Origin of the sequence: Flavobacterium degerlachei (assembly GCF_900106645.1) — a bacterium.
GTDB classification, from domain to species: Bacteria; Bacteroidota; Bacteroidia; order Flavobacteriales; family Flavobacteriaceae; genus Flavobacterium; species Flavobacterium degerlachei.
In genome coordinates, this window is record NZ_FNMV01000003.1 from 25,791 (window position 1) to 47,720 (window position 21,930).

The 21,930-nt window shown below is 34.5% G+C and carries 20 protein-coding genes; 12 read left to right on the plus strand and 8 right to left on the minus strand.

What is annotated here, in order from left to right:
* Nucleotides 1-14 precede the first annotated feature (14 nt).
* From BLV91_RS03830 to BLV91_RS03880, 11 genes are all read left to right on the plus strand, one after another.
* Nucleotides 15-1,205, plus strand: a complete 1,191-nt coding sequence (locus BLV91_RS03830) for a hypothetical protein (protein WP_091429861.1) — start codon at nt 15-17, stop codon at nt 1,203-1,205.
* A 509-nt stretch (nt 1,206-1,714) separates the two neighbouring features.
* Nucleotides 1,715-2,275: a gluconate 2-dehydrogenase subunit 3 family protein gene (locus tag BLV91_RS03835; protein WP_091429862.1), complete on the plus strand. Its 561-nt coding sequence runs from the start codon at nt 1,715-1,717 to the stop codon at nt 2,273-2,275.
* A 52-nt stretch (nt 2,276-2,327) separates the two neighbouring features.
* On the plus strand, nt 2,328-4,031 hold the full coding sequence (locus BLV91_RS03840) for a GMC oxidoreductase (protein WP_091429864.1): 1,704 nt from the start codon (nt 2,328-2,330) through the stop codon (nt 4,029-4,031).
* A 14-nt stretch (nt 4,032-4,045) separates the two neighbouring features.
* Nucleotides 4,046-5,200, plus strand: a complete 1,155-nt coding sequence (locus BLV91_RS03845) for a Gfo/Idh/MocA family protein (protein WP_245709600.1) — start codon at nt 4,046-4,048, stop codon at nt 5,198-5,200.
* 10 nt (nt 5,201-5,210) lie between these two features.
* Entirely contained in the window at nt 5,211-6,263 is a 1,053-nt protein-coding gene (locus BLV91_RS03850; RefSeq protein ID WP_091429868.1) for a sugar phosphate isomerase/epimerase family protein, read from the plus strand.
* Nucleotides 6,264-6,282: 19 nt separating this feature from the next.
* Nucleotides 6,283-6,657, plus strand: coding sequence for a c-type cytochrome (locus tag BLV91_RS03855; RefSeq protein WP_091429872.1), 375 nt, complete (start codon nt 6,283-6,285; stop codon nt 6,655-6,657).
* 86 nt (nt 6,658-6,743) lie between these two features.
* A complete protein-coding gene (locus BLV91_RS03860; protein WP_091429875.1) occupies nt 6,744-8,204 on the plus strand; it encodes a Gfo/Idh/MocA family protein in 1,461 nt (486 codons plus the stop codon).
* 32 nt (nt 8,205-8,236) lie between these two features.
* Nucleotides 8,237-8,920 carry a 3-keto-disaccharide hydrolase gene (locus BLV91_RS03865; RefSeq protein WP_091429877.1) on the plus strand — a complete coding sequence of 228 codons (684 nt, stop codon included), beginning with the start codon at nt 8,237-8,239 and terminating at the stop codon, nt 8,918-8,920.
* 53 nt (nt 8,921-8,973) lie between these two features.
* A complete protein-coding gene (locus BLV91_RS03870) occupies nt 8,974-10,209 on the plus strand; it encodes an MFS transporter (RefSeq protein ID WP_091429879.1) in 1,236 nt (411 codons plus the stop codon).
* A 10-nt stretch (nt 10,210-10,219) separates the two neighbouring features.
* Nucleotides 10,220-11,113, plus strand: coding sequence for a hydroxypyruvate isomerase family protein (locus BLV91_RS03875; RefSeq protein WP_091430294.1), 894 nt, complete (start codon nt 10,220-10,222; stop codon nt 11,111-11,113).
* Between the two features lie 21 nt (nt 11,114-11,134).
* Complete coding sequence (locus BLV91_RS03880) at nt 11,135-12,010, plus strand: sugar phosphate isomerase/epimerase family protein (RefSeq protein ID WP_091429881.1); 876 nt, start codon at nt 11,135-11,137, stop codon at nt 12,008-12,010.
* Nucleotides 12,011-12,046: 36 nt separating this feature from the next.
* On the opposite strand, the gene BLV91_RS03885 is transcribed toward BLV91_RS03880, so the two are convergent.
* Nucleotides 12,047-13,045: a phytanoyl-CoA dioxygenase family protein gene (locus BLV91_RS03885; protein ID WP_175513948.1), complete on the minus strand. Its 999-nt coding sequence runs from the start codon at nt 13,043-13,045 to the stop codon at nt 12,047-12,049.
* A gap of 157 nt (nt 13,046-13,202) precedes the next feature.
* On the opposite strand from BLV91_RS03885, the gene BLV91_RS03890 reads away from it, so the two are divergent.
* The gene (locus BLV91_RS03890) at nt 13,203-14,039 is read left to right on the plus strand and encodes an AraC family transcriptional regulator (RefSeq protein ID WP_091429884.1); all 837 of its coding nucleotides are present in this window, start codon (nt 13,203-13,205) and stop codon (nt 14,037-14,039) included.
* A 12-nt stretch (nt 14,040-14,051) separates the two neighbouring features.
* Here the strand turns inward: BLV91_RS03890 and BLV91_RS03895 are convergent, their stop codons facing one another.
* The 7 genes from BLV91_RS03895 to hisF all read right to left on the minus strand — a co-directional run bounded on the left by BLV91_RS03895 (nt 14,052) and on the right by hisF (nt 21,867).
* Nucleotides 14,052-14,747 (minus strand): DUF4240 domain-containing protein, encoded by a 696-nt coding sequence (locus BLV91_RS03895; RefSeq protein ID WP_091429885.1) that lies wholly within the window; start codon nt 14,745-14,747, stop codon nt 14,052-14,054.
* A 58-nt stretch (nt 14,748-14,805) separates the two neighbouring features.
* Nucleotides 14,806-16,461, minus strand: coding sequence for a M1 family metallopeptidase (locus BLV91_RS03900; protein ID WP_091429886.1), 1,656 nt, complete (start codon nt 16,459-16,461; stop codon nt 14,806-14,808).
* A 50-nt stretch (nt 16,462-16,511) separates the two neighbouring features.
* A complete protein-coding gene (locus BLV91_RS03905; protein WP_091429887.1) occupies nt 16,512-17,726 on the minus strand; it encodes an ATP-grasp domain-containing protein in 1,215 nt (404 codons plus the stop codon).
* A 4-nt stretch (nt 17,727-17,730) separates the two neighbouring features.
* The gene (locus BLV91_RS03910) at nt 17,731-19,161 is read right to left on the minus strand and encodes a leucyl aminopeptidase family protein (protein WP_091429888.1); all 1,431 of its coding nucleotides are present in this window, start codon (nt 19,159-19,161) and stop codon (nt 17,731-17,733) included.
* The gene (locus tag BLV91_RS03915) at nt 19,162-20,298 is read right to left on the minus strand and encodes an alpha/beta hydrolase (protein ID WP_091429890.1); all 1,137 of its coding nucleotides are present in this window, start codon (nt 20,296-20,298) and stop codon (nt 19,162-19,164) included.
* Nucleotides 20,299-20,434: 136 nt separating this feature from the next.
* On the minus strand, nt 20,435-21,034 hold the full coding sequence (gene hisIE, locus BLV91_RS03920) for a bifunctional phosphoribosyl-AMP cyclohydrolase/phosphoribosyl-ATP diphosphatase HisIE (protein WP_091429891.1): 600 nt from the start codon (nt 21,032-21,034) through the stop codon (nt 20,435-20,437).
* Nucleotides 21,035-21,111: 77 nt separating this feature from the next.
* A complete protein-coding gene (hisF, locus tag BLV91_RS03925; protein ID WP_091429893.1) occupies nt 21,112-21,867 on the minus strand; it encodes an imidazole glycerol phosphate synthase subunit HisF in 756 nt (251 codons plus the stop codon).
* Nucleotides 21,868-21,930: the final 63 nt, after the last annotated feature.

The following is a 21,930-nucleotide window of genomic DNA, read 5'->3' on the forward strand; positions in this document are numbered from 1 at the left end:
CAATTCTTCTTTATATGATTTCTAAATATCGAAAATTATTCAATGCCCAATTTACAGAAAAGAAGTATCAGGCACTCAAAGATGATATTGCTTCCGACTTTGGTTACGAACCCACTTTTCGATTGGGAGAAACACCTTTTTTTATATCTAATGAGCTTAAGGAACAGCTTATTGAAGGTTGTAATGAAGTTATAGCTTTGATTCAGAAAGATCATTTTAAAGCGCTTACTGACAAATCATTAGAATTAAATCATAAAGTGCCGAACGAAGACGAGCACAGCACCTTTCTGGCAATAGATTTCGGAATATGTGAAGAATATGGTGCTATTATTCCAAAATTAATTGAAGTACAAGGATTCCCGTCCTTGTTTAATTACCAGATGAATTTGTTCGAAAAATTCACAAATCAATATCCTTTTCTAGACGAGTTGACTCCATTCATAAATGGGATTACTTCACAACAATACCTTCAGATACTTGATGATGTAATACGCAACGGTCATCCTAAAGAAAATGTCATTCTCCTCGAGATTGAACCCGAAAAACAAAACACCAAAATTGACTTTTATTATTGCAAACGAGATTTAGGTATACCTACGGTTTGTGTAACCGAACTAATTAAAAAAGGAAAACAGCTTTTTTATACGAATGAAAACGGTACTGAAATTCTTGTAAAACGCATATACAATCGAGTGATTTTTGATGAACTCGATTTGCGTACCGATTTAAAACTGAATTTTCATTTCTCAGACGAACTTGATGTGGAATGGGCAGGACATCCGAATTGGTTTTTTAGGATTAGTAAATTCATATTGCCTTTTTTAAAGGGAAAATATTTTATTGAAACCACTTTGTTGAGCGAATTGACCGAAATTCCGGAAGATTTAGAAAACTACGTTTTGAAACCCTTGTTTTCTTTTTCAGGAACGGGAGTTATTTTCCATGTAAAAAAGGAAGATATTGAAGCAGTTGTTGAAAAAGAACTCTACATCCTTCAGAAAAAGGTAAACTATATGCCTATCGTACAATCACCTGAAGGGAAAGTAAAAGCAGAAGTCCGCGTTCTTTGCGTATGGAAAAAGAATGATGCTGCTCCTACTCTACTTTGCAACCTCGTGCGATTGAGCAGAGGAGAAATGATAGGCGTTAAATTCAATAAAGATAAAGATTGGGTTGGCGGAACTATAGGGTTGTTTGAGCGTTAGCCTTTTATTAATTTATATTTACTCTTTCTTGTCTTAATATTAGCAGTTTTATTACTACTTTTTAATTCTAGTGGCTGACCTTCTTTTTAGGATTTCATTTCTACTGAAATTTTACTTTTGAAGTTGATGTTTCAGACACTTCATTTACTATTCCTTTTTTTGCAATACATTTTCTTTATTGTTTCTTTTTTAAGCAATGAGATTACAATTCGACGTTTTTTATAAATTTTAACAAGATTATTTTTACTTTAAATAATTTTTAAGGCGTTGTTTGAGACACTTACAATAGTAATAATAAATTTCCTGTTGAATAAATGGTAATTTACAAGCATTTCAAATCCAAAATAATATACATATTTAATCATTTGCCTAAAATCATTAATAATTTAATATTTATTATAGCCAACAGTGTTGTTAACTAAGATTACAGCAATAATTTTAGTAATATTGATACAATGTATTAATTACATATTTAGCAAAATAATAAGACATACTTAATAATTTAGCAAATGGATAGAAGAAAAGCACTTAAAAACGTGGCATTTTTACTCGGAACTGCCCTCTCCTCCTCTACAATTGGAGTTTTATTTGAAAATTTTACACTTCCCGAGGATGAAAAAAATCAAGTATCTTTTTCAGGAACAGATGAAGAGATTTTAGCCGAATTTGCTGATATAATTATTCCAACTACAAAACTCTCTCCAGGAGCTAAGGCAGCTGGAGTTGGAACTTTTATTCCAATGATGATAAGGGATTGTTATCCTCCTGCAATGCAGCATACATTTGCTTCAGGCTTAAAAGAAATGGAGTCAAAAGCAATGCAAGACTACAATAAAAATTTCCTATCTCTTGCCGACGATCAAAAACAAAAATTGGTTGGAGATTTAAGAAAAGACACGATTGACAAAAAACTACCTTATTCTTTCTTTACTATAGCTAGAGATTTAACTCTTTTGGGGTATTTCTCTTCTGAAATTGGTTGTACTCAAGCTCGTGAATATCTACCAATCCCCGGTAAATATGACGGTAATGCGGAGTATAAGCCTGGGCAAAAAGCCTGGGCGACATAACGACTATTTCAGTAAATAGAAGATTTAAAAATCAATTTAAAAAATAAGGAAAGTGAATATAAATACCAATTTAAAAGAACAAAATACCTACGACGCAATTGTAATTGGATCTGGTATTAGCGGTGGCTGGGCTGCAAAAGAACTTACTGAAAAAGGTTTAAATGTATTGATGCTCGAGCGAGGCATGAATGTAGAACATATAAAAGATTATGACTCAGCAATGAAAGCCCCTTGGGAGTTTGAGCATGCTGGAAAATTGACAGAGGAACAAAAAAGAACCCATCCGGTACAGACTAGAGATTATCCGTATCAGGAAGCTAATGAAAAATGGTGGGTAAATGATTTAGATTGCCCTTACACTGAGGACAAGCGTTTTGACTGGTATAGAGGTTTTCACGTAGGTGGTAAATCTTTGACTTGGGGAAGACAGAGTTACCGTTTCAGCGACCACAATTTTGAAGATAATAAAAAAGATGGTCATGGAAATGATTGGCCAATACGCTATAAAGACCTAACTAAATGGTATGACTATGTAGAACAATTTGCAGGTATAAGTGGTCAAGCTGAAAACTGGCCGTTACTACCAGATGGTAAATTTTTACCACCAATGGATTTAAATTGTGTCGAAAAATCAGTTAAAGAACGCATTGAAAAGCACTACAATAAAAGCCGCATATTAACTATTGGACGTACTGCTAATTTGACTGTCCCTCATAAAGGTAGAGGTAGCTGTCAGTACCGTAATCTTTGTAGCCGTGGATGTCCATTTGGCGCTTATTTTAGCACACAGTCTAGCACTCTACCAGCTGCAATGGCTACTAAACGATTAACCGTTAGACCATACTCTATTGTTAACCACATCATTTATGATAAAGACACTAAAAAGGCAAAAGGAGTTATGGTTATTGATGCTAAGACTAATGAAAGTATCGAGTTTTATGCTAAAATTGTATTTGTAAACGGATCTACTCTAGGATCAACCTTTATTTTATTAAATTCAACTTCAGATGCACACCCTAATGGATTGGGAAATGCAAGCGGGCAATTAGGACATAATTTAATGGATCATCATTTTCGTTGTGGTGCTTCAGGAAGTGCTGTAGGTTTTGAAGATAAATACACTTATGGTCGTAGAGCCAACGGAATTTATGTTCCAAGATATCAAAATGTTGGGAATGATAAAAGAGACTATTTAAGAGGATTTGGTTACCAAGGTGGGGCCAGCAGAGGTTCATGGCATGAAGAAGTAGCTGAACTAGAGTTTGGCGGTGATTTTAAAGACAAACTGAGTTTTCCTGCTGATACTTGGAGTATGGGACTTGGAGGTTTTGGTGAAATGTTACCGTACTATGAAAATAAAGTGTACATCGATCATACCAGAAAAGACAAATGGGGTCAGTCTGTGTTGGCAATTGATTGCGAATACAAAGAAAACGAGAAAAAAATGCGAATTGATATGATGAATGATGCTGCAGAAATGCTAGAAGCATCTGGAATCAAAAATGTAAAAACATTTGATAATGAATGTTATCCAGGTATGGCGATTCATGAAATGGGAACTGCCCGAATGGGTAATGATCCTAAAGAATCTGTACTAAACAAATGGAATCAAATGCACGAAGTTAGCAACGTATTTGTTACTGATGGTTCTTGCATGCCTTCAATAGCTTGTCAAAATCCTTCTTTGACTTTTATGGCTTTGACTGCTCGCGCAGCAGATTATGCTGTAAAAGAATTAAAAAAAGGAAATATATAGGGAATTTAATGGCTATGAGAAAACTAAAAATGGGAATGATTGGCGGTGGAAAAAATGCTTTTATTGGCGCTATTCACCGTATTGCTGCTAACATGGACGGATTAATAGAACTCCATTGCGGCGCTTTTAGTTCTAATCCAGAGACATCTAAAGCATCGGGAAGAGATTTGTTTCTTACTGATTCAAAATGTTATGGTTCTTACCAAGAAATGTTAGTTACTGAAAGTAAACTTCCTTTAGGCGAACGAATGGATTTTGTGTCTATTGTTACACCAAATTTTGCCCACTTCGCCCCTGCTATGATGGCTTTAGAACATGGGTTTCATGTTATGATTGACAAACCAATGACTTTAAGTCTTGATGAAGCCAAGCAAATACAACAAAGAGTAAAAGAAACAGGACTTATTTTATGCCTCAGTCATACCTACTCGGGTTATCCAATGGTTAAACAAGCCAGAAAAATGGTTGCTGATAATCAGTTTGGAAAAATCCGTAAAGTAATGGTCGAATACCCACAAGGTTGGTTAAGTACTTTGACTGAAAAAGACGGAAACAAGCAAGCAGCTTGGAGAACTGACCCTGAAAAAAGTGGTATTAGCGGTTGTATGGGAGATATTGGCACACATGCAGCTCAATTAGCTGAATATATTTCAGGTTTACAAATCACTAAATTATGTGCCGATATTAACATCGTTGTCGAAGGCAGAAAACTCGATGATGATGGTAATGTATTATTGAAATTTGACAATGGTGCCAATGGTATCTTGGTAGCCTCACAAATTGCTAGTGGAGAAGAAAATAGTTTGAAAATTAAGGTTTACGGAGAAAAAGGAGGTTTGGAATGGCATCAAATGGAACCCAATACCCTACTTGTTAAATGGCCCGATGCTCCCGCTCAAATCTATAGGGCCGGAAATGGTTATTTATCTAGTAGTGCGCAGTTCAATTCTCGCACTCCTAGTGGACATCCCGAAGGGTATTTAGAAGCATTTGCTAATTTATATAAGAATTTCGCTTTGACATTATCCGCAAAATTAGAAGGAAAGGAACCAACTGAAGAAATGCTTGATTTCCCTACTGTCGAAGATGGTGTACGCGGAATGGCTTTCATTGAAAATGTAATCGCCTCAGGTAAATCAGATCAAAAATGGTTTGATTTTAAAATTTAAAATATAAGAAATGACTACAATACAAGGACCAGCAGTATTTTTAGCACAATTCATCAGTGATGAAGCGCCTTTTAATTCTTTAGACGGAATTTGTAAATGGGCTGCTGATTTGGGCTTTAAAGGTATACAAATGCCAACTTTAGACACGCGTTTTATTGATTTACAAAAAGCTGCAGAAAGCAAGACGTATGCTGACGAATTAAAAGGCAAAATTGCGTCTTATGGTCTAGAAATAACCGAATTATCAACTCACTTACAAGGTCAATTAGTTGCCGTTCATCCTGCATATGACGACTTATTTGATGCTTTTGCTCCTGCAAACGTACATGGAAAACCAAAAGCAAGACAAGAATGGGCTGTACAACAATTGAAATATGCAGCTAAAGCTTCTAATAATTTAGGGTTAAATGCACATGCTACTTTTAGTGGATCTTTACTTTGGCAATATTTCCATCCTTGGCCACAACGACCAGCAGGTTTAGTTGAAGAGGGATTTGCTGAATTAGCTAAGCGTTGGATGCCTATTTTGAATGAATTTGATCAAAATGGTGTCGATCTCTGTTATGAAATTCACCCTGGTGAAGACTTATTCGATGGAGAAACTTATGAAATGTTTCTAAAAGCCGTTAATAATCATTCTCGTGCTTGTATTTTATATGATCCCTCTCACTTTGTGCTCCAACAATTAGATTACATTCAATACATTGATTTTTATCACGAACGTATCAAAGCGTTTCATGTTAAAGATGCCGAATTCAACCCTACAGGTAAACAAGGAACTTTTGGTGGATACCAAAGTTGGTTAAACAGAGCCGGACGTTATCGTTCACCCGGTGACGGTCAAGTTGACTTTAAAACGATCTTCAGCAAATTATCTCAGTATGATTTTAAAGGTTGGGCCGTCATGGAATGGGAATGTTGTATCAAAAATCAAGAAGATGGTGCTCGTGAAGGTGCTGAATTCATAAAAAAGCACATTATAAAAGTTACCGATAAAGCTTTTGATGACTTTGCTTCAGTTAACAGCAGTCAGACTTTTAACAGAAAAATTTTAGGATTGTAGAATATAAAATAAAAACGAAATGAAAATAAAATATTTATTGCTTGCCATTGCCATGATTGGTTTAACCTCTTTCTCTAATGAGAGTTTGGATGAAAATTATCTTAAATCTTCAAACATACATAGTTTAAAATTTCAAGTTTCAGATGGTGAGAAATTAATAGCTAAATCAGACTGTATTGGTTGTCATAACAAAGATAAGAAAGTGGTAGGTCCCTCTTATATAGATATCGCTAATAAGTACGCTGCAAACGATAAGAACATCAATTATTTATCTGGAAAAATCATAAAAGGAGGCTCGGGTGTATGGGGAAGTTTACCAATGGGCGCTCATGCTTCTCTAACGAAAGATGATGCTAAATCTATGGTTAAATACATCTTGACTTTAAAAAAATAAAACTCAGAATTGATTGTTTTGATTTCAATTCCTTTAATATCATCGCATACATGTTTTTATATTATTAATTCTCATAAGTAGCAAACATGAAAGAAGAAGAAGAAAAAAACACTAAAATTATTCAGAATAGACGGGATTTTATAAAAACGGGTGCTATGGCGGCCGCAGCGTTTATGATTGTTCCTCGTCATGTGTTAGGAAGAGGATTTGTCGCTCCAAGTGATCGTTTATTAATAGCTAGTATTGGAGTTGGAGGAAAAGGACAGTCTGATATTGCAATGTTTGATAAAAGTGGAAAGGCAAATATTTCCTTTCTATGTGATGTTGATGACAGAAGAGCTGCTAAAAGCGTAAATGCTTTTCCAAAAGCAAAATATTATAAGGACTGGCGAGAAATGTTTGATAAAGAACATAAAAATTTTGATGCTGTTTCTGTGGCAACGCCAGATCATAATCATGCTATTCAAACTTTGGCAGCCATGCAACTAGGAAAACATGTTTATGTTCAAAAGCCACTGACTCATGATATCTTTGAAGCCCGTATTTTAACTGAAGCTGCCAAAAAATATAAGGTGGTTACTCAAATGGGAAACCAAGGTGCCTCAAATGATGGCACACGAATAATGAAAGAATGGTATGAAGCGGGACTAATAGGTGATGTACATACGGTAAATGCTTGGACAGATAGACCTGTTTGGCCTCAAGGAATTCCTTGGCCAGGAACTAAAAGCAGTGTTCCTGAAGCACTTGATTGGGACTTATGGTTAGGTACTGCACCCTATAAAGAATATATAGACAAGTTAGTTCCATTTAACTGGCGTGGCTGGTGGGATTATGGAACAGGAGCTTTAGGTGATATGGGTTGTCACTTAATTGAAGCTCCATTTAGTGTGTTAAATTTAAAATACGCTAAAGATGTACAATGCAGTGTAGGATCAGTATATGTCGATGAATTTAAAAGAGGTTATTTTCCAGAAAGTTGTCCGCCTTCAAGCCATGTCACATTAACATTCCCTAAAACTGATAAAACCAATGGTGATGTTAGCTTACATTGGATGGATGGTGGTATCCAACCGGAGAGACCATTAGAATTAGAGCCTAATGAAATCTTTGGTGATGGTGGTAACGGAACTCTATTTATTGGTACAAAAGGCAAAATGATGTGTGATACTTACGGGCTGAATCCCCGTTTATTACCTTTAAGTAAGAATGAAAACCTGAAAATAGCTTCCAAATATAATAGAGTTCAAGATGGTGCAAATGGGCATTACAAACAATGGGTTGAAGCTGCTATTGCTGGGTATGGAAAACACGAATTGAGTTCACCGTTTGAAATTGCTGGTCCATTAACCGAAGCTTTATTAATGGCAAATTTAGCCATAAGAGGTTATGACATTCAAAAGGAAGTGAATGGCAAAATTAAATATCCAGGTAGATCTGTAAAATTGTTATGGGATAATGAAAACATGAAAATCACCAATTTTGATGATGTAAACCAATTTGTAAAAAGAGACTATCGTCAAGGATGGAAAAATCTTGTACTATAAAAAATCAATGTTAAATATTAAAATAAATAAAAATGAAAAAATTAAATATCACCGTAATCCTTCTTCTACTTATGATACCAATTGCCAATGCACAAAGTGAATTCGAGAGTCTTTTTGATGGAAAAACGACTAACGGTTGGCATACATACGGAAAATCAACAGTAGGAAATGCTTGGAAAGTTGAAAAAGGCACATTACATTTTGATCCAACAGCAAAAGAAAACAATCAAGGAGGAGATCTAGTTACAGATAAAGAATATTCTAATTTTCATTTAAAAGTAGATTGGAAAGTGGCTCCAAAAGGAAATAGCGGAATAATTTTTTACATCAATGAAGATCCTATCAAGTATAAAAATACTTATGAAACAGGTTTGGAAATGCAAGTTTTAGATAATGAAGGTCATCCTGATGGGAAAATAGACAAGCATAGAGCAGGAAATTTGTATGATTTAGTAAAAGGTGATGTAGAGCCAGTTAAAGCTGTGGGAGAATGGAATACTGCTGAAATCATATCTAACAACGGTCAACTTACATTTATTTTAAATGGAGTTGAAGTTGTAAAAACGACACTTTGGGATAATGAATGGAAGGAATTAGTAGCAGGAAGTAAATTTGCGGCTTGGAAAGATTTTGGAACCTTTAAGAAGGGGAAAATTGCCTTGCAAGATCATGGAGATAATGTTTGGTATAGAAATATATTAATTAAAAAATTATAACCTAATTAGGATTAGCCTTACAAAAAAAATTAACCAACCAACCAAAAAAACCAATGAATAGCACCATCCGCATTAAATTATCTGTTATGATGTTCCTTGAATTCTTTATCTGGGGAGCATGGTTTGTAACTCTAGGAACGTATTTAGCAATAAATCTACAAGCGTCAGGTTCAGAGACGGCCTCTGTTTTCTCAACGCAGTCTTGGGGCGCTATAATTGCTCCATTCATAATTGGACTAATTGCTGACCGTTACTTTAATGCTGAAAAAATATTAGGAATCCTTCATATAGCAGGAGCATTATTGATGTATCAAATGTATCAATCAGAACAAGTAGGTATGTTTTACACCTATGTATTAGGCTATATGATCTTATACATGCCTACATTGGCGCTTGTAAATTCAGTAGCTTTTAATCAAATGAAAGATCCTGAAAAAGAATTTCCAAATATAAGAGTTTGGGGAACTATTGGTTGGATCTTAGCTGGACTATCGATCAGTTACGTATTTCATTGGGACTCTTCAGAAGGAGTTACGCAAGGTCTCTTGAAAAACACTTTCCTTTTATCAGGAATAGCCGCTTTTGTATTAGGAATTTTTAGTTTTGCTTTACCTAAAACATCACCAAAAATAGTTTCAAATGAAAAAATTAGAGTTGCTGATTTATTGGGATTAGATGCCTTAAAATTATTAAAGGATAAAAACTTTGCTATATTTTTTATCTCTTCTATTCTTATTTGTATTCCCCTAGCCTTTTATTATCAAAATGCACATCCCTTTTTAACAAGTGCTGGAATTGAAAATCCAACAGGTAAAATGGCTATTGGGCAAATTTCTGAAGCTTTATTCTTGCTATTAATTCCCGTATTTTTTGTTCGTTACGGATTTAAGAAAACAATTTTAGTTGGTATGTTGGCATGGGCAATTCGTTATGCTTTGTTCGCTTACGGAAATGGTGGTGACTTGAGTTTTATGCTGATAATTGGTATCGCTCTGCACGGAATTTGTTATGATTTCTTTTTTGTTTCAGGCCAAATATATACCAACTCAAAAGCGGGCGATAAATATAAAAGTGCAGCCCAAGGCCTTATAACATTAGCTACTTATGGTGTTGGAATGTTAGTTGGTTTTGCCGTTGCCGGCTGGATTACTGATAATTATAAAATGATTGATGGTACTATCAATTGGCAAATGGTTTGGATTATTCCAGCAGGGATAGCATTCGCAGTATTTTTGTTATTTGCCCTTTTATTTGATTCGAAAAAAGAAAAAGAAATTAAGGCTATTTAATACTCTAGTTATGAATTCAAACTTAAGCAGAAGATCCGTTATAAAAGGGATGTTAGCAGGAACAGCAGCAATGGGAATTCCTGCAAGTTTTTCTGATTTTGGATTGAATCCAAATGAAAAAGAATCGGCTTTAGATATTTTAAAAGGGAATATTAATCATTCCGTTGCGCGCTGGTGCTTTAATGATATAGACTTGGACACTCTTTGTAAAGAAGCCCAAAAAATTGGAATTAAGGGAATTGATTTGGTTGGACCTAAAGAATGGCCTATTCTAAAAAAGTATGGACTAGACTCCCCTATGTGTAATGGCGCTGAAATTAATTTGGTTGACGGCTTTAATGATATTCAATTTCATGAGGCACTAGTTAATAATTATACTGAAATGATTCCGCTCGTGGCTAATGCAGGTTTTAAAAACCTTATTTGCTTTAGCGGGAATAAAAGAAATAAAACAGACGAAGAAGGACTAAACAATTGTGTTATTGGCTTACAAAAATTAATTCCTATTGCAGAAAAGCACGGTGTGGTTTTAGTTATGGAACTATTGAATAGTAAAGTAAATCATCCTGATTATCAATGTGATACTACTCCTTGGGGAGTGGAGTTGGCCAAACGTTTGAATTCAGAACATTTCAAACTATTATATGATATTTACCATATGCAAATTGATGAAGGCGATGTGATTAGAACAATTAGAGACAACCATAATTATATAGCGCATTATCATACAGCAGGAGTTCCTGGGAGAAATGAAATTGATGATACACAAGAATTAAATTACGGTGCTATAATGAAAGCTATTCATGAAACTGGGTTTAAAGGATATGTAGCGCAGGAGTTTATTCCTAAAAACCAGAACAAGCTGAAATCCTTGAAAAAGGCAATCGCAATATGTGATATTTAACGATTATAAAAAATAGAACTCATGATAAAAAGAAGAGACTTTTTAATAAATACCGGATTGGCTCTTGGAGCATTAGCGATTGCTCCTTCCTTTGCTTTTGCTGCAAAAAAGAAAGCAATAGGCATTCAATTATGGACATTGAGAGATACTTTTCCAAAAGATGTTAAAGGAGTATTGGCGCAAGTTGGAAAAGTAGGATTTAACGAAGTGGAAACTTTTGGTTTTTCTCCCACAAAAGGTTTTTTTGGGACATCAGTTAAGGAATTCAAAAAAATGCTTTGTGACAATGATTTAAAAGCAACTAGTAATCATTTTGATTTTAATGGTTATATAGAAAATGGGAATACTGATGTAATTAAGTCCTATACTGAAGCAGCTAATATATTAGGTAGTGAATACATTACTGTTCCTTATGTAGTTGAAAACTTAAGAGGTAAAACTGGGGATGATTATAAAAAATTAGCCTTAAAAGTTAATAAAGCAGCCGAAATTTGTAAAGCTGCTGGTTTAAAATTAGCATATCACAATCATGACTTTGAATTTACAAAATTTGGGTCAACGAATGGTTATGAAATTTTATTAAATGAAACTGATAAAAAATTAGTTGATTTTGAAATGGATTTATATTGGGTAGTTCGCGCTGGACATGATCCATTGCAATTATTTAAAGAACATCCAGGCCGTTTTAAAATGTGGCATGTAAAAGATATGGATAAAGCCAATCATGAGTTTAATGCTGTGATTGGAACTGGAACTATTGACTTTAAAGCTATTTTTGCGCAAGCGGAACTTTCTGGATTGAAGCGTTTCTTTTTGGAACATGAAAGCAACTACATTCCTAATCCAATAGAATCTGCAGCTGCTAGTTATAATTATATAAAGAACAACTTAATATAAAGCCACAAAAAAGGGATACTTTTCGTATCCCTTTTTTTATTCCCATTTTTCAAGTCCTAATAATTTTTTACCTAAATCGGTCAACTCTGCAGTTTCATATTTAGTTTGTTCCCATTTGCGTGGATCTCCCGGAAAAGCATATCCTTCAGGTGCTACCCTATTTTTCCAAGAATTAATACGCCATTGTTTCAATTCTTCATTATCTTCTTCTGCTGGCATCATCGAAATATATTGTGCCATTCTCACTTTGTCTTTAGTAATATTTGGTCGTATTCCATGTGGTTGTGTACTATTGAAAATTAATAAATCCCCAGCTTCCATTTTTACTTTTACAAATTTATCTTCTAATCCTGTTACATCTGGTTTAAAACGGTTACGATCTTCGGGTTGTGTTAATTTCCAGGTATCATAATTGCGATATAAATCAGGAATACATTGAAAACCTCCCATATTTTCATCAGTTTGATCAGCTAAAGCAAGAACTCCTTGAACGTTTTGTGGCTTGGTTTCAGGATCATAATCCCAATGAATAAATCCTTTAAAATCAAAATCAGGTCTGATTGGCAAATTGAGATTAGCTCTATCAATAGTCACCCATAATTTCTCAGTTCCCCAAATATCTACAAATGCATCATACACTTTTTGCATTTGGCGATTATCCCATTGGTATTGATGATTATATACTTCAACCATTCCACTATTAGTTAGTTCTTTCATTTGCATTTCCGCTCTTGGTGGAGCATACCATGTTTCTGGATCATTTTGATTTTTTTCTTCAAATTCCCATAAAAAGTCAGCCATCTTTTTAGCATTCTCTTTGGGAACAGCATTTTTTATTACAATATATCCGTTCTCTTTCCAAAATTTCCAATCTTCCTCAGTTAATAAACGTAAAGGTTTTCCATTAGAACGATCATTTAATTTTAAACTACTCGATTTTGCAGTCGAAGGATTACCAGGGATGTTTTTATGAGCATTATTCGTTGCCATCGTAGGCACCATATTTGGCGTCATTGTTTTTTCCTTATTTTCCATTATTTGAATATTTAGTTATTATTAATAATTCAAAATTATAAAAAATGAATGCCATTAATTTCTACAAAATTTACTACTATTTGTACAATATTGATTAAATAACTGTTTTTATTCTAGTTTTTTGTATATTTAAAACAATTAAAGAATTGATATTGAAATGAAAATAGTTTTAGAAGATATAAAAAGGTTAGCAGGAAGTTCGTTCCGAATATTAGTAAATCCAAAGTTGAATGATTTCTATTATTGGCATTTTCATCCTGAATTTGAACTTACTTTTATTGTTGCTCCAAGCGGAACAAGGCGTGTTGGAAATCATGTAGGAAATTTTGAAGGAAGTGATTTGGTCTTTATAGGTTCTAATATTCCACATTTAAATTTCGATTATGGAATAAAAACGGAATATGAAAAAGTAGTTTTACAGATCAATGAAGATTTTTTTAAAAATGACTTGGCTACTACCCCTGAGTTAGCTTCAATTTATCAATTTTTCGAAAATTCTAAAAGGGTAATTTGTTTTGATGGAAAAATAAAAAATACTGTTGGCAAAAGACTTCAAAAAGTACATTTATTATCTCATTTTGATCAATTCATAGAAGTGTTATCTCTATTTCAATTACTTGCAAATACTACTGAAATGACACTTTTACATGAAGTTCCCTTTGAAAATAGGTATAATAATAAAGAACAGTTGCGATTGAAAATTGTTTATGAGTTTATTGAAGCTAATTTTCAAAGACCTATTTCATTAGAGGAAATAGCACAGAAAACTAATTTGTCAAACGCCGCTTTTTGTCGTTATTTCAAAAAAATGACCCAACTTACTTTTACAGAATTTTTAAATCAATATAGAATTGAGCAAGCAAAAAGGCTATTAAAAAGTGATAAAAATGTAACAGAAACTTGTTATGAATGTGGATTTGAAAGTTTATCTTATTTTAATCGAATTTTTAAAAAGGTAGTTGGTAAAAACCCTATTCAATATAAGAGAAAGTAATTGTTTGTTATTTTATTTCCAAAGATTTTTAAATAAAACAGGGCAAATTACTCCCATAGTTTTTGGTTCGTCTATATTCCATGAAAATTTTAGAACGGGGTAATTTTCATCATTTGTAACAAATCTATCGTAATCTATATAGGAGAATAATTCTTTATCAGTTTTATTTTTAAATGCATTCATAGCTACATACCAAAATCCTTCAAACTCATAGTTCTCTTGCCCTACTATTACTTCATTAATTAGGGAATCTGGGTTTTCTTTTACATTATAGAATACTTCTTTTCCTCTAGAAATTAACCAACATCTAAAATACTCAAAACCACCATCAGAACAGCCACCATTCATAATATAGGCCGCACACCACAAATTTTCATTATAAGTGTCAAAAAGTAGCTTATCAGTTCGTAAACGAAAGCCTATCATTTCTTGCGGAGTCAACTTCTCAATTGCCGAAACTAGAAAAATTTCCTGGTCTTCTTGGTTTGTCGTTTCCTTCAGTGAATTTTCTATTAATGCCCAAAAGCTGTTCTCACTTAGCATTTCACTTGATTTTGGGAGCGTAATAGAATCAAGATTAATTCGAACTGCAATTTCAGGATTTTCAATACTACCTAATGACTCTTCTTGATTTTGCGTACTATTTTGTCCACAAACATTTATACTGAAGAATAGAAATAACGATAGTAATGTAATTGAATTTTTCATAAAATAAAAGAAATTTGACAATTTGGCTCTTAATATGCCTGTGTAAAATTAACCAATTTTATTCTGTAATATCAAATTCCGCCACATAAAAATTTACGTCAATTTTAAGATTTGGATTTTCTACTGTAATGGAATCAGTTAGCCAGTCAGTAGTTGGTTTAAGCCATTTTTCTTTGTCGTTCAGGGTAGTTTTTACTGGCATATTGAAGCCTGCAACACAGTTAGTCCAACGAAAACCGAGGGTATTATCTTTGAAGAAATACTCTAATGTAGGTATTCTAGTGTCCCTTAAGTATTGATTGAAGAAAGGGGTTAAATCCATACCAACCGCCTCACTTAAGTAATCTTCAATCTGTTTTGTGGTGACCGTCTGATGATAAAAAGTACTATTTAAACCTCTTAAGGTGGCTCTCCATTTTTCATCATCATTCACAATTTGGCGCAAAGTATGCAGCATATTAGCCCCTTTATAGTACATATCACTGGAACCCTCACTGTTTACACCATAGTGACCAATTATTGGTTTATCATTTTCAATATTTTTTCGGATGCCCCTAACGTACTCATAACCAGCCTCTTTTCCGTAATAATATTCTAGAAATAGACTCTCAGAATAGTTTGTAAAACTCTCGTGAATCCACATATCTGCGATATCTTTATCTGTGATGTTATTCGCAAACCATTCATGCCCAGATTCATGGATAATTATGAAATCAAATTTAAGGCCCCAACCTGTTCCACTCAAATCCCGTCCTCGGTATCCATTTTGAAACCCATTTCCGTAGGTAACTGAACTCTGATGTTCCATTCCCAGGTAAGGAGCTTCTACCAGCTTATAACTGTCTTCATAAAACGGATAAGGTCCAAACCAATGTTCAAAAGCTTTTAGCATTCGAGGCACGTCTTTAAATTGTTCTTTGGCTTTTGCCAAATTGTCTTTCAACACATAATAAGTGCAATCCAAATTCCCTTTTTCTCCATCGTATTTTTCCGAGAAGGAAACATAATCACCGATGTTTATATTTATACCATAATTATTAATCGGATTAGAGACATACCAGTTATAGGTTTTAGTCCCATCCTTTAATTTCTTTACACTTTGCAAACGGCCATTGGATACATCCGTCAAATTGCCTGGTACATTCACACTAATAAGCATGTTCTCTACCTCGTCATACATATGGTCTTTGTTTGGCCACCAAACACTTGCTCCTAGTCCCTGACAGGAAGAAGCAATAAATAGTTTACCATTACCATCTTTTTTCCAAGTGATACCTCCATCCCATGGTGGATTGACAGCTACTTTGGGTTTGCCTCCGTAAAAAACAGTCAATTCTTTTGTCTTGCCCGCTGTTTGGGGAGCAAGTAATTCAATAAAAAAAGCATTGCCTTCTCTTGTGAATTTTAAAGTTTTACCATCCTGAATCACCTTATAAATATCCATCGGTTTTTGCAAATCAATTTGCATGCGATTGTACTCTTGTAACACTTGATATTTAATAGTATTAGACCCTGTAATCGTGCTATCTGAAGGATTAACTTTTATATCCAGATAATAATATTTCACATCCCACCATGCTCTTTCTTTGGTTATACTTCCCCTTAATGTATCCTGTCTTGTGAAAACTTCATTGTTCCCTTTTAACAGACCTTGTGCTTTTGTGTTATTTGAAATAAATAATGATATAAAAATAAAACCGAATAATTTCTTCATGAATTTGTAACCTTAGATAATAATGTAATTCGATACTGTAAACCGTTCAACTAATGCAGCTTTGACACTTTTTCTTGTTCCACCACTACAGAATAATCTGCAACCAATCTGTCAACATATTCATTCAGTAACTCCAGTATTCTTTCATGTTTATCTGATTTTACGATTAAGCCTGCATGATATTCCAATGGAACTGTAAAGCAAACTTCTGGATCAGAAAAAGAAGATAAATCTGGATTTTGATATTTAGATAATGTCAATACGATTCCGGCGTAGCCTTTCTTCACTTTTGGTAAGCTGTATTTTTTGCCTTTCACCAATGCGTCTTCGATTGCGGCCCACTCTTTCCAAAGATTGATGCCTGAAGCTGCTTCCACCATTTCGGCAAGGTGAGCACCACCAACACGAGAGGAAGTTTCCAAGAAGTATATTTCCCCGTCTTCACTATTTTTAATAAACTCAGTGTGTGCGGCACCATATTTCAATCCAAAGCCTTTTAACACCTGCTCATTAACCTTTTTAATCGCCTTGTCATCATCTGAATTATATGGAATATTTGAACTGCGAAATACACCTCCCGCTTGAGAAATTTCCATTGGCGTTGCCAAATATTTCGAGGTCAAGCTAAATATAATTTTTCGATCTAAAATTAAACTGTCACAATGATAAACATCTCCGGGTTTGAATTGTTCCAACAAATACTTGAAACGGTTATTTCCCATTTCATTTATGTGCATCCACAAGCTTTCTTTATCAAACACTTTTATAATTCCAGAAGCAGATGCTTCAGATCGTGGTTTTAATACCCATGGAGCCGAAACAGTGTCTGCAAAAGTATTGATATCATGATCATTGAATAAGGAACAAAAAGAGGGACTGTTAATACCGCAACTTTTTGCTCTCATTCGCATTGCTAATTTATCTCTAAAATAACGACCTGTGGTTTGGCCCATACCATCAATCCTCAGGTTTTCCCTAAGATAAGTGGCTTTTTCCACATCATAATCATCTAATGCTACAATCGCATCTACTTGATTTGATTTCATCAAATTACCGACTCCCAGTAATAAATGCTCCAAATTCCAATCGATGTCCTGACCTTGCATGTAAAATATTTCGTCGATAGAGTCATGTGGCCATGGCTTATCGCGCAATTTTTCGCTTGTTATAAGGTATACTTTGTTGCCTAGATTCTTTAAATGAATTAAAAAGTCGGCACCCTTAAAATAATTTGAAATACAAATGAAGGTCTTAGCATTTTTCATAAGCTTATAAGTTTTCGATGAACTTGGTTAATAAATGAACTCCGTATGCTGTTGCATGTTTACTCTTGGCAAATTCGTCATCTCCAAAAGCTACTCCTGCAATATCAAGATGCGCCCAAGCTGGGTGCTCTTGTGTAAAATATTCCAAAAATTTAGCTGCACTTATCGCACCAGCGACTGGTTTTCCACTATAATTCTTTACATCAGCGATATCACTTTCTATATCCTGCTTATAAACATCCCAAAGTGGCAATTGCCATAAACGCTCTCCAATGGAGTCCCCTACTTCTTGCAGTTTCTTTGAAATGGCTTCGTTATTAGTAAACAAAGCACCAGCTTCATATCCTAAAGTTCCCACACTGCTTCCTGTTAATGTGGCAATATCTACTATATATTCTGGCTTGTAATTTTTAATTAAATAGGATAATCCGTCAGCCAAAACAAGACGTCCTTCAGCATCAGTATCTATAATTTCAATTGAATTCCCGCTATAACTGTGAATCACATCACTAGGCAAAAATGATTTGCTATCTACTGAATTCTCGGCACAGGGAACAATTGCAGTTACTTTTATAGGTAATTGCAAATCAGCTATAAGTTGCATCGCGCCAAATACAGCACCACCACCAGCCATATCACATTTCATATGAACCATTCCTGCGGTTTTTATATTTAAACCTCCTGTATCAAATGTGATTCCTTTTCCTACCAGTCCAACATGTTTTAAAGCTTCAGTTTCCTCTTTAGGACTGTACTTAATAATTACAAATTGCGGTTCGTTTTCGCTACCTTTTCCAACAGCCAAAAAAGCCCCTAAGCCTTCTATCTTGGATGCTTCCAAACCTAGAACTTCAACATCGAATCCGTATTTCTCACCTTTATCCAACGCCCATGTGGCCAAATATTTTGGCGTGACTTTGTTAGGTGGCAAATCAACCAGTTTAAGAGTCTCTAGTTGTGCACGTGCAATTTTTATGGCCTTATTTATAGAATCGGTATGATCTTTATCAGATAAAATATCCAATTCAAAATCAGGATCTAAAAATGGATGATCTTCTTCTTTTTTGAAATGTCCTAAACTGTAAGTTCCTAGAAGCAATCCAGATATAGCGGCTTCCACTTCCTCAGAGCTAAATTCTGAAGGCAGTGACAGAGCCACGCTTTTTGCAAAAGTTTCTTTTTCCTTAGATGCTATCCTGCGAAATATCGTTTTTAACGACTTATAATCAATTGACTTACCTAACCCTATAAAAATAAAGGTATTGTCATTTTTTTCAACTAAATAATGAGTGTCTTTTTTTCCGTAAAAAACTTTGGCAGAAACGGCTAAATCATCATATTTAATGGGAATTAAATTTTTAGCAGTCGTTTCAAAAACTGGAATTAAAACTGTTCCCGAAAATTCTTTTAAGTTGTCAATTTTTTTTGTTTTCATTTAATTGTCTTTATTGTTAAAAAACAGCCACTCAATTGCTTTAGGGAATTCATCACTCCAATAGGTTTCGTTGTGCTTTCCCTGTTTATTGATGCTTAAATTAATTTTCATTTTATCTTTCACAAATTCACTTGAAAGCATTCGGTTTTTAAAACTTTTCACGTGTTCAATCATCGTTTCACTTTCATCACCACCCGCATATAAATAAATTTTAGTGTCGTTGATACTCTCATCTGCAATATTAATTTTCAGATCTGGCTTAACCCAAAGTGAAGGAGAGAAAATCATTAATTTCCCAAAAACTTCTGGATAGCGCAATCCACTAAAAATACTGATTAATCCGCCCATCGAACTACCTCCTATTCCTGTATTTTCTCTGTCTTTTTTTGTTCGAAAATTAATATCAACAAATGGCTTTAGGGTTTCAGTCACAAAACGGATGTATTTTTTTCCTTGCCCTTTTCCAAGGACACTTTTCCCTACACTATATTCCTTTACTCTATCCTCTTCGGCATGTTCTATGGCAATGACGATGATTTTACCTATTTTATATTCAGACATTACAGCCAGCTTCTTGTCAATTTCCCAATTCCCGTACTCTGCACTTTCATTAAATAAATTTTGGGCATCCTGCAAATACATAACAGGATAACGTTCATCAGAGCTGTCATAATCATGCGGAAGCAAAGCCCATATTTTTCGCGTTTTATTAAGCTGCGGAATTTCAAAAGCATCAGATATAAGCATCAGCTGCGGTAAGAAATTTTGTCTGAAAGGCAACCAGTTTTTACGCCATCTTGCTACATGTTCTTTCTGAATCCCCGTGTGTTTCATTGTTGATCTGTTTTCAGTACGATTACCCGCACTGTCAATTTCTACTTCACTCCAATCTCCCTTGGTGAATTTATATAAAAGAGTCTCCGGATAATCAAAATCGTGGGTGAATTTGTAGTGATACAAACCAGCTCCAACTCTCTCCATCATAAACTCTTTATCCTGAGTACGCCATTCGTTAAAATTTCCCGAAAGGTATACTGGACGTGAATCATCTTCATCAGTGGTTAATATGAAATGGAGTCCTGTTTTTATAATTGTATGATTTAAATCTTTAGTACGCGTTTCAATATCAAAATTCATAAATCTATTGTGGTATTTTTTTAATATAAATAGTAAATATAAGGGATTGTCTTTTGATAAAAAAGAAAAAAGAAACCCCAACAGCAAATGAATTCGCTATTGGGGTTTCTGTAATACTATTAACAAGGAAATTTATCTACTTCTGACGACTTTTTAGTACTTCTACAACATCATCAATTTTGAATCCTTTGGCTTGAAGAAGAATAAGGTAATGAAATAGCAAATCGGCACTTTCACTTAGAAACAAATCATCGTTGTCATCTTTGGCTTCTATAACCACTTCAACAGCTTCCTCACCTACCTTTTGAGCGATTTTGTTCATTCCCAATTTGAACAATGAAGCCACATAACTTTTTTCAGAATCGGCGTTATTTTTTCGAAGTTCAATAGTGTCTTCTAATGTTGAAATAAATCCATAATCTGATTTATTTTCTGTTTGCCAGCAAGTGTCAGCACCTGTATGGCAAGTTGGTCCCACCGGTTTTGCTTGAATTAACAAGGTATCACCATCACAGTCATTTTTGATATCAACCAAATTCAAAAAATTTCCACTCTCTTCTCCTTTTGTCCAAAGTCTTTGCTTAGAACGACTGAAAAAAGTTACTTTTTGTGTTTCAACTGTTTTTTGATACGCTTCCGCATTCATGTAACCCAACATCAAAACGGCTTTAGTTTCACTGTCTTGTATAATTGCTGGAATTAATCCGTCTGCGCTTTTTGAAAAATCTATGTTCATTTTTTATAATTTAATGATTAAAAGATACAAATATTGAAAGATTTTACCTCTGACTTCTTTACTCTTTTTTCTATGTTCTACAATCTCACCTCGATATTATTATTCTTCAATTCTTGTTTTAAGGTCTTAATTTCAATCTCTTTAAAATGAAATACACTTGCGGCCAAAGCTGCATCTGCTTTTCCAACTGCAAAACTATCTACAAAATGCTGTATATTTCCAGCACCTCCAGAAGCAATAATCGGGATATTTACCAATGTTGATAATTTAGCCAAAGCTTCATTAGCAAAACCATTTTTAGTTCCGTCATTATCCATTGAAGTAAACAAGATTTCTCCCGCGCCTCTATCTGCCACTTCCACTGCCCAATTAAATAGATTTAATTCAGTAGGTACTTTTCCTCCAACCAAATGTACTACCCATTCACCGGCAATCTGTTTTGCATCAATTGCAACAACTACACATTGGCTTCCAAATTTTTGCGCCAAATCATTGATCAACTGCGGATTTTTTACCGCCGATGAATTGATAGACACTTTATCAGCCCCGTTTTGCAACAAAATGGCAACATCTTCTACAGATGAGATTCCACCACCAACGGTAAACGGAATATTGATTGTAGAAGCCACTTTTCGAACTAAGTCAATCAATGTTTTTCTTTGCTCTTCAGTTGCTGAAATATCTAGAAATACCAATTCATCAGCGCCTTCATCTGAATAAATTTTTGCCAGTTCAACAGGATCACCTGCATCTCGTAAATCTACAAAATTTACGCCTTTAACGGTACGACCGTTTTTTATATCTAGGCAGGGTATAATTCTTTTTGTTAACATGATTTTTTTCGTTTTGTGTAGAGACGCACTGCAGTGCGTCTCTACCGTGTGCGTCTCTAAAAA

Coding starts and splice junctions, on each gene's coding strand:
- BLV91_RS03905 (WP_091429887.1), bottom strand. CDS start 17,726: ATGAAAAATGCTAAGACCTTCATTTGTATTTCAAATTATTTTAAGGGT.
- BLV91_RS03830 (WP_091429861.1), top strand. CDS start 15: ATGATTTCTAAATATCGAAAATTATTCAATGCCCAATTTACAGAAAAG.
- BLV91_RS03865 (WP_091429877.1), top strand. CDS start 8,237: ATGAAAAAATTAAATATCACCGTAATCCTTCTTCTACTTATGATACCA.
- BLV91_RS03915 (WP_091429890.1), bottom strand. CDS start 20,298: ATGAATTTTGATATTGAAACGCGTACTAAAGATTTAAATCATACAATT.
- BLV91_RS03850 (WP_091429868.1), top strand. CDS start 5,211: ATGACTACAATACAAGGACCAGCAGTATTTTTAGCACAATTCATCAGT.
- BLV91_RS03900 (WP_091429886.1), bottom strand. CDS start 16,461: ATGAAGAAATTATTCGGTTTTATTTTTATATCATTATTTATTTCAAAT.
- BLV91_RS03835 (WP_091429862.1), top strand. CDS start 1,715: ATGGATAGAAGAAAAGCACTTAAAAACGTGGCATTTTTACTCGGAACT.
- BLV91_RS03895 (WP_091429885.1), bottom strand. CDS start 14,747: ATGAAAAATTCAATTACATTACTATCGTTATTTCTATTCTTCAGTATA.
- BLV91_RS03845 (WP_245709600.1), top strand. CDS start 4,046: ATGAGAAAACTAAAAATGGGAATGATTGGCGGTGGAAAAAATGCTTTT.
- BLV91_RS03890 (WP_091429884.1), top strand. CDS start 13,203: ATGAAAATAGTTTTAGAAGATATAAAAAGGTTAGCAGGAAGTTCGTTC.
- BLV91_RS03885 (WP_175513948.1), bottom strand. CDS start 13,045: ATGGAAAATAAGGAAAAAACAATGACGCCAAATATGGTGCCTACGATG.
- BLV91_RS03875 (WP_091430294.1), top strand. CDS start 10,220: ATGAATTCAAACTTAAGCAGAAGATCCGTTATAAAAGGGATGTTAGCA.
- BLV91_RS03860 (WP_091429875.1), top strand. CDS start 6,744: ATGAAAGAAGAAGAAGAAAAAAACACTAAAATTATTCAGAATAGACGG.
- BLV91_RS03870 (WP_091429879.1), top strand. CDS start 8,974: ATGAATAGCACCATCCGCATTAAATTATCTGTTATGATGTTCCTTGAA.
- BLV91_RS03880 (WP_091429881.1), top strand. CDS start 11,135: ATGATAAAAAGAAGAGACTTTTTAATAAATACCGGATTGGCTCTTGGA.
- BLV91_RS03910 (WP_091429888.1), bottom strand. CDS start 19,161: ATGAAAACAAAAAAAATTGACAACTTAAAAGAATTTTCGGGAACAGTT.
- hisIE (WP_091429891.1), bottom strand. CDS start 21,034: ATGAACATAGATTTTTCAAAAAGCGCAGACGGATTAATTCCAGCAATT.
- hisF (WP_091429893.1), bottom strand. CDS start 21,867: ATGTTAACAAAAAGAATTATACCCTGCCTAGATATAAAAAACGGTCGT.
- BLV91_RS03855 (WP_091429872.1), top strand. CDS start 6,283: ATGAAAATAAAATATTTATTGCTTGCCATTGCCATGATTGGTTTAACC.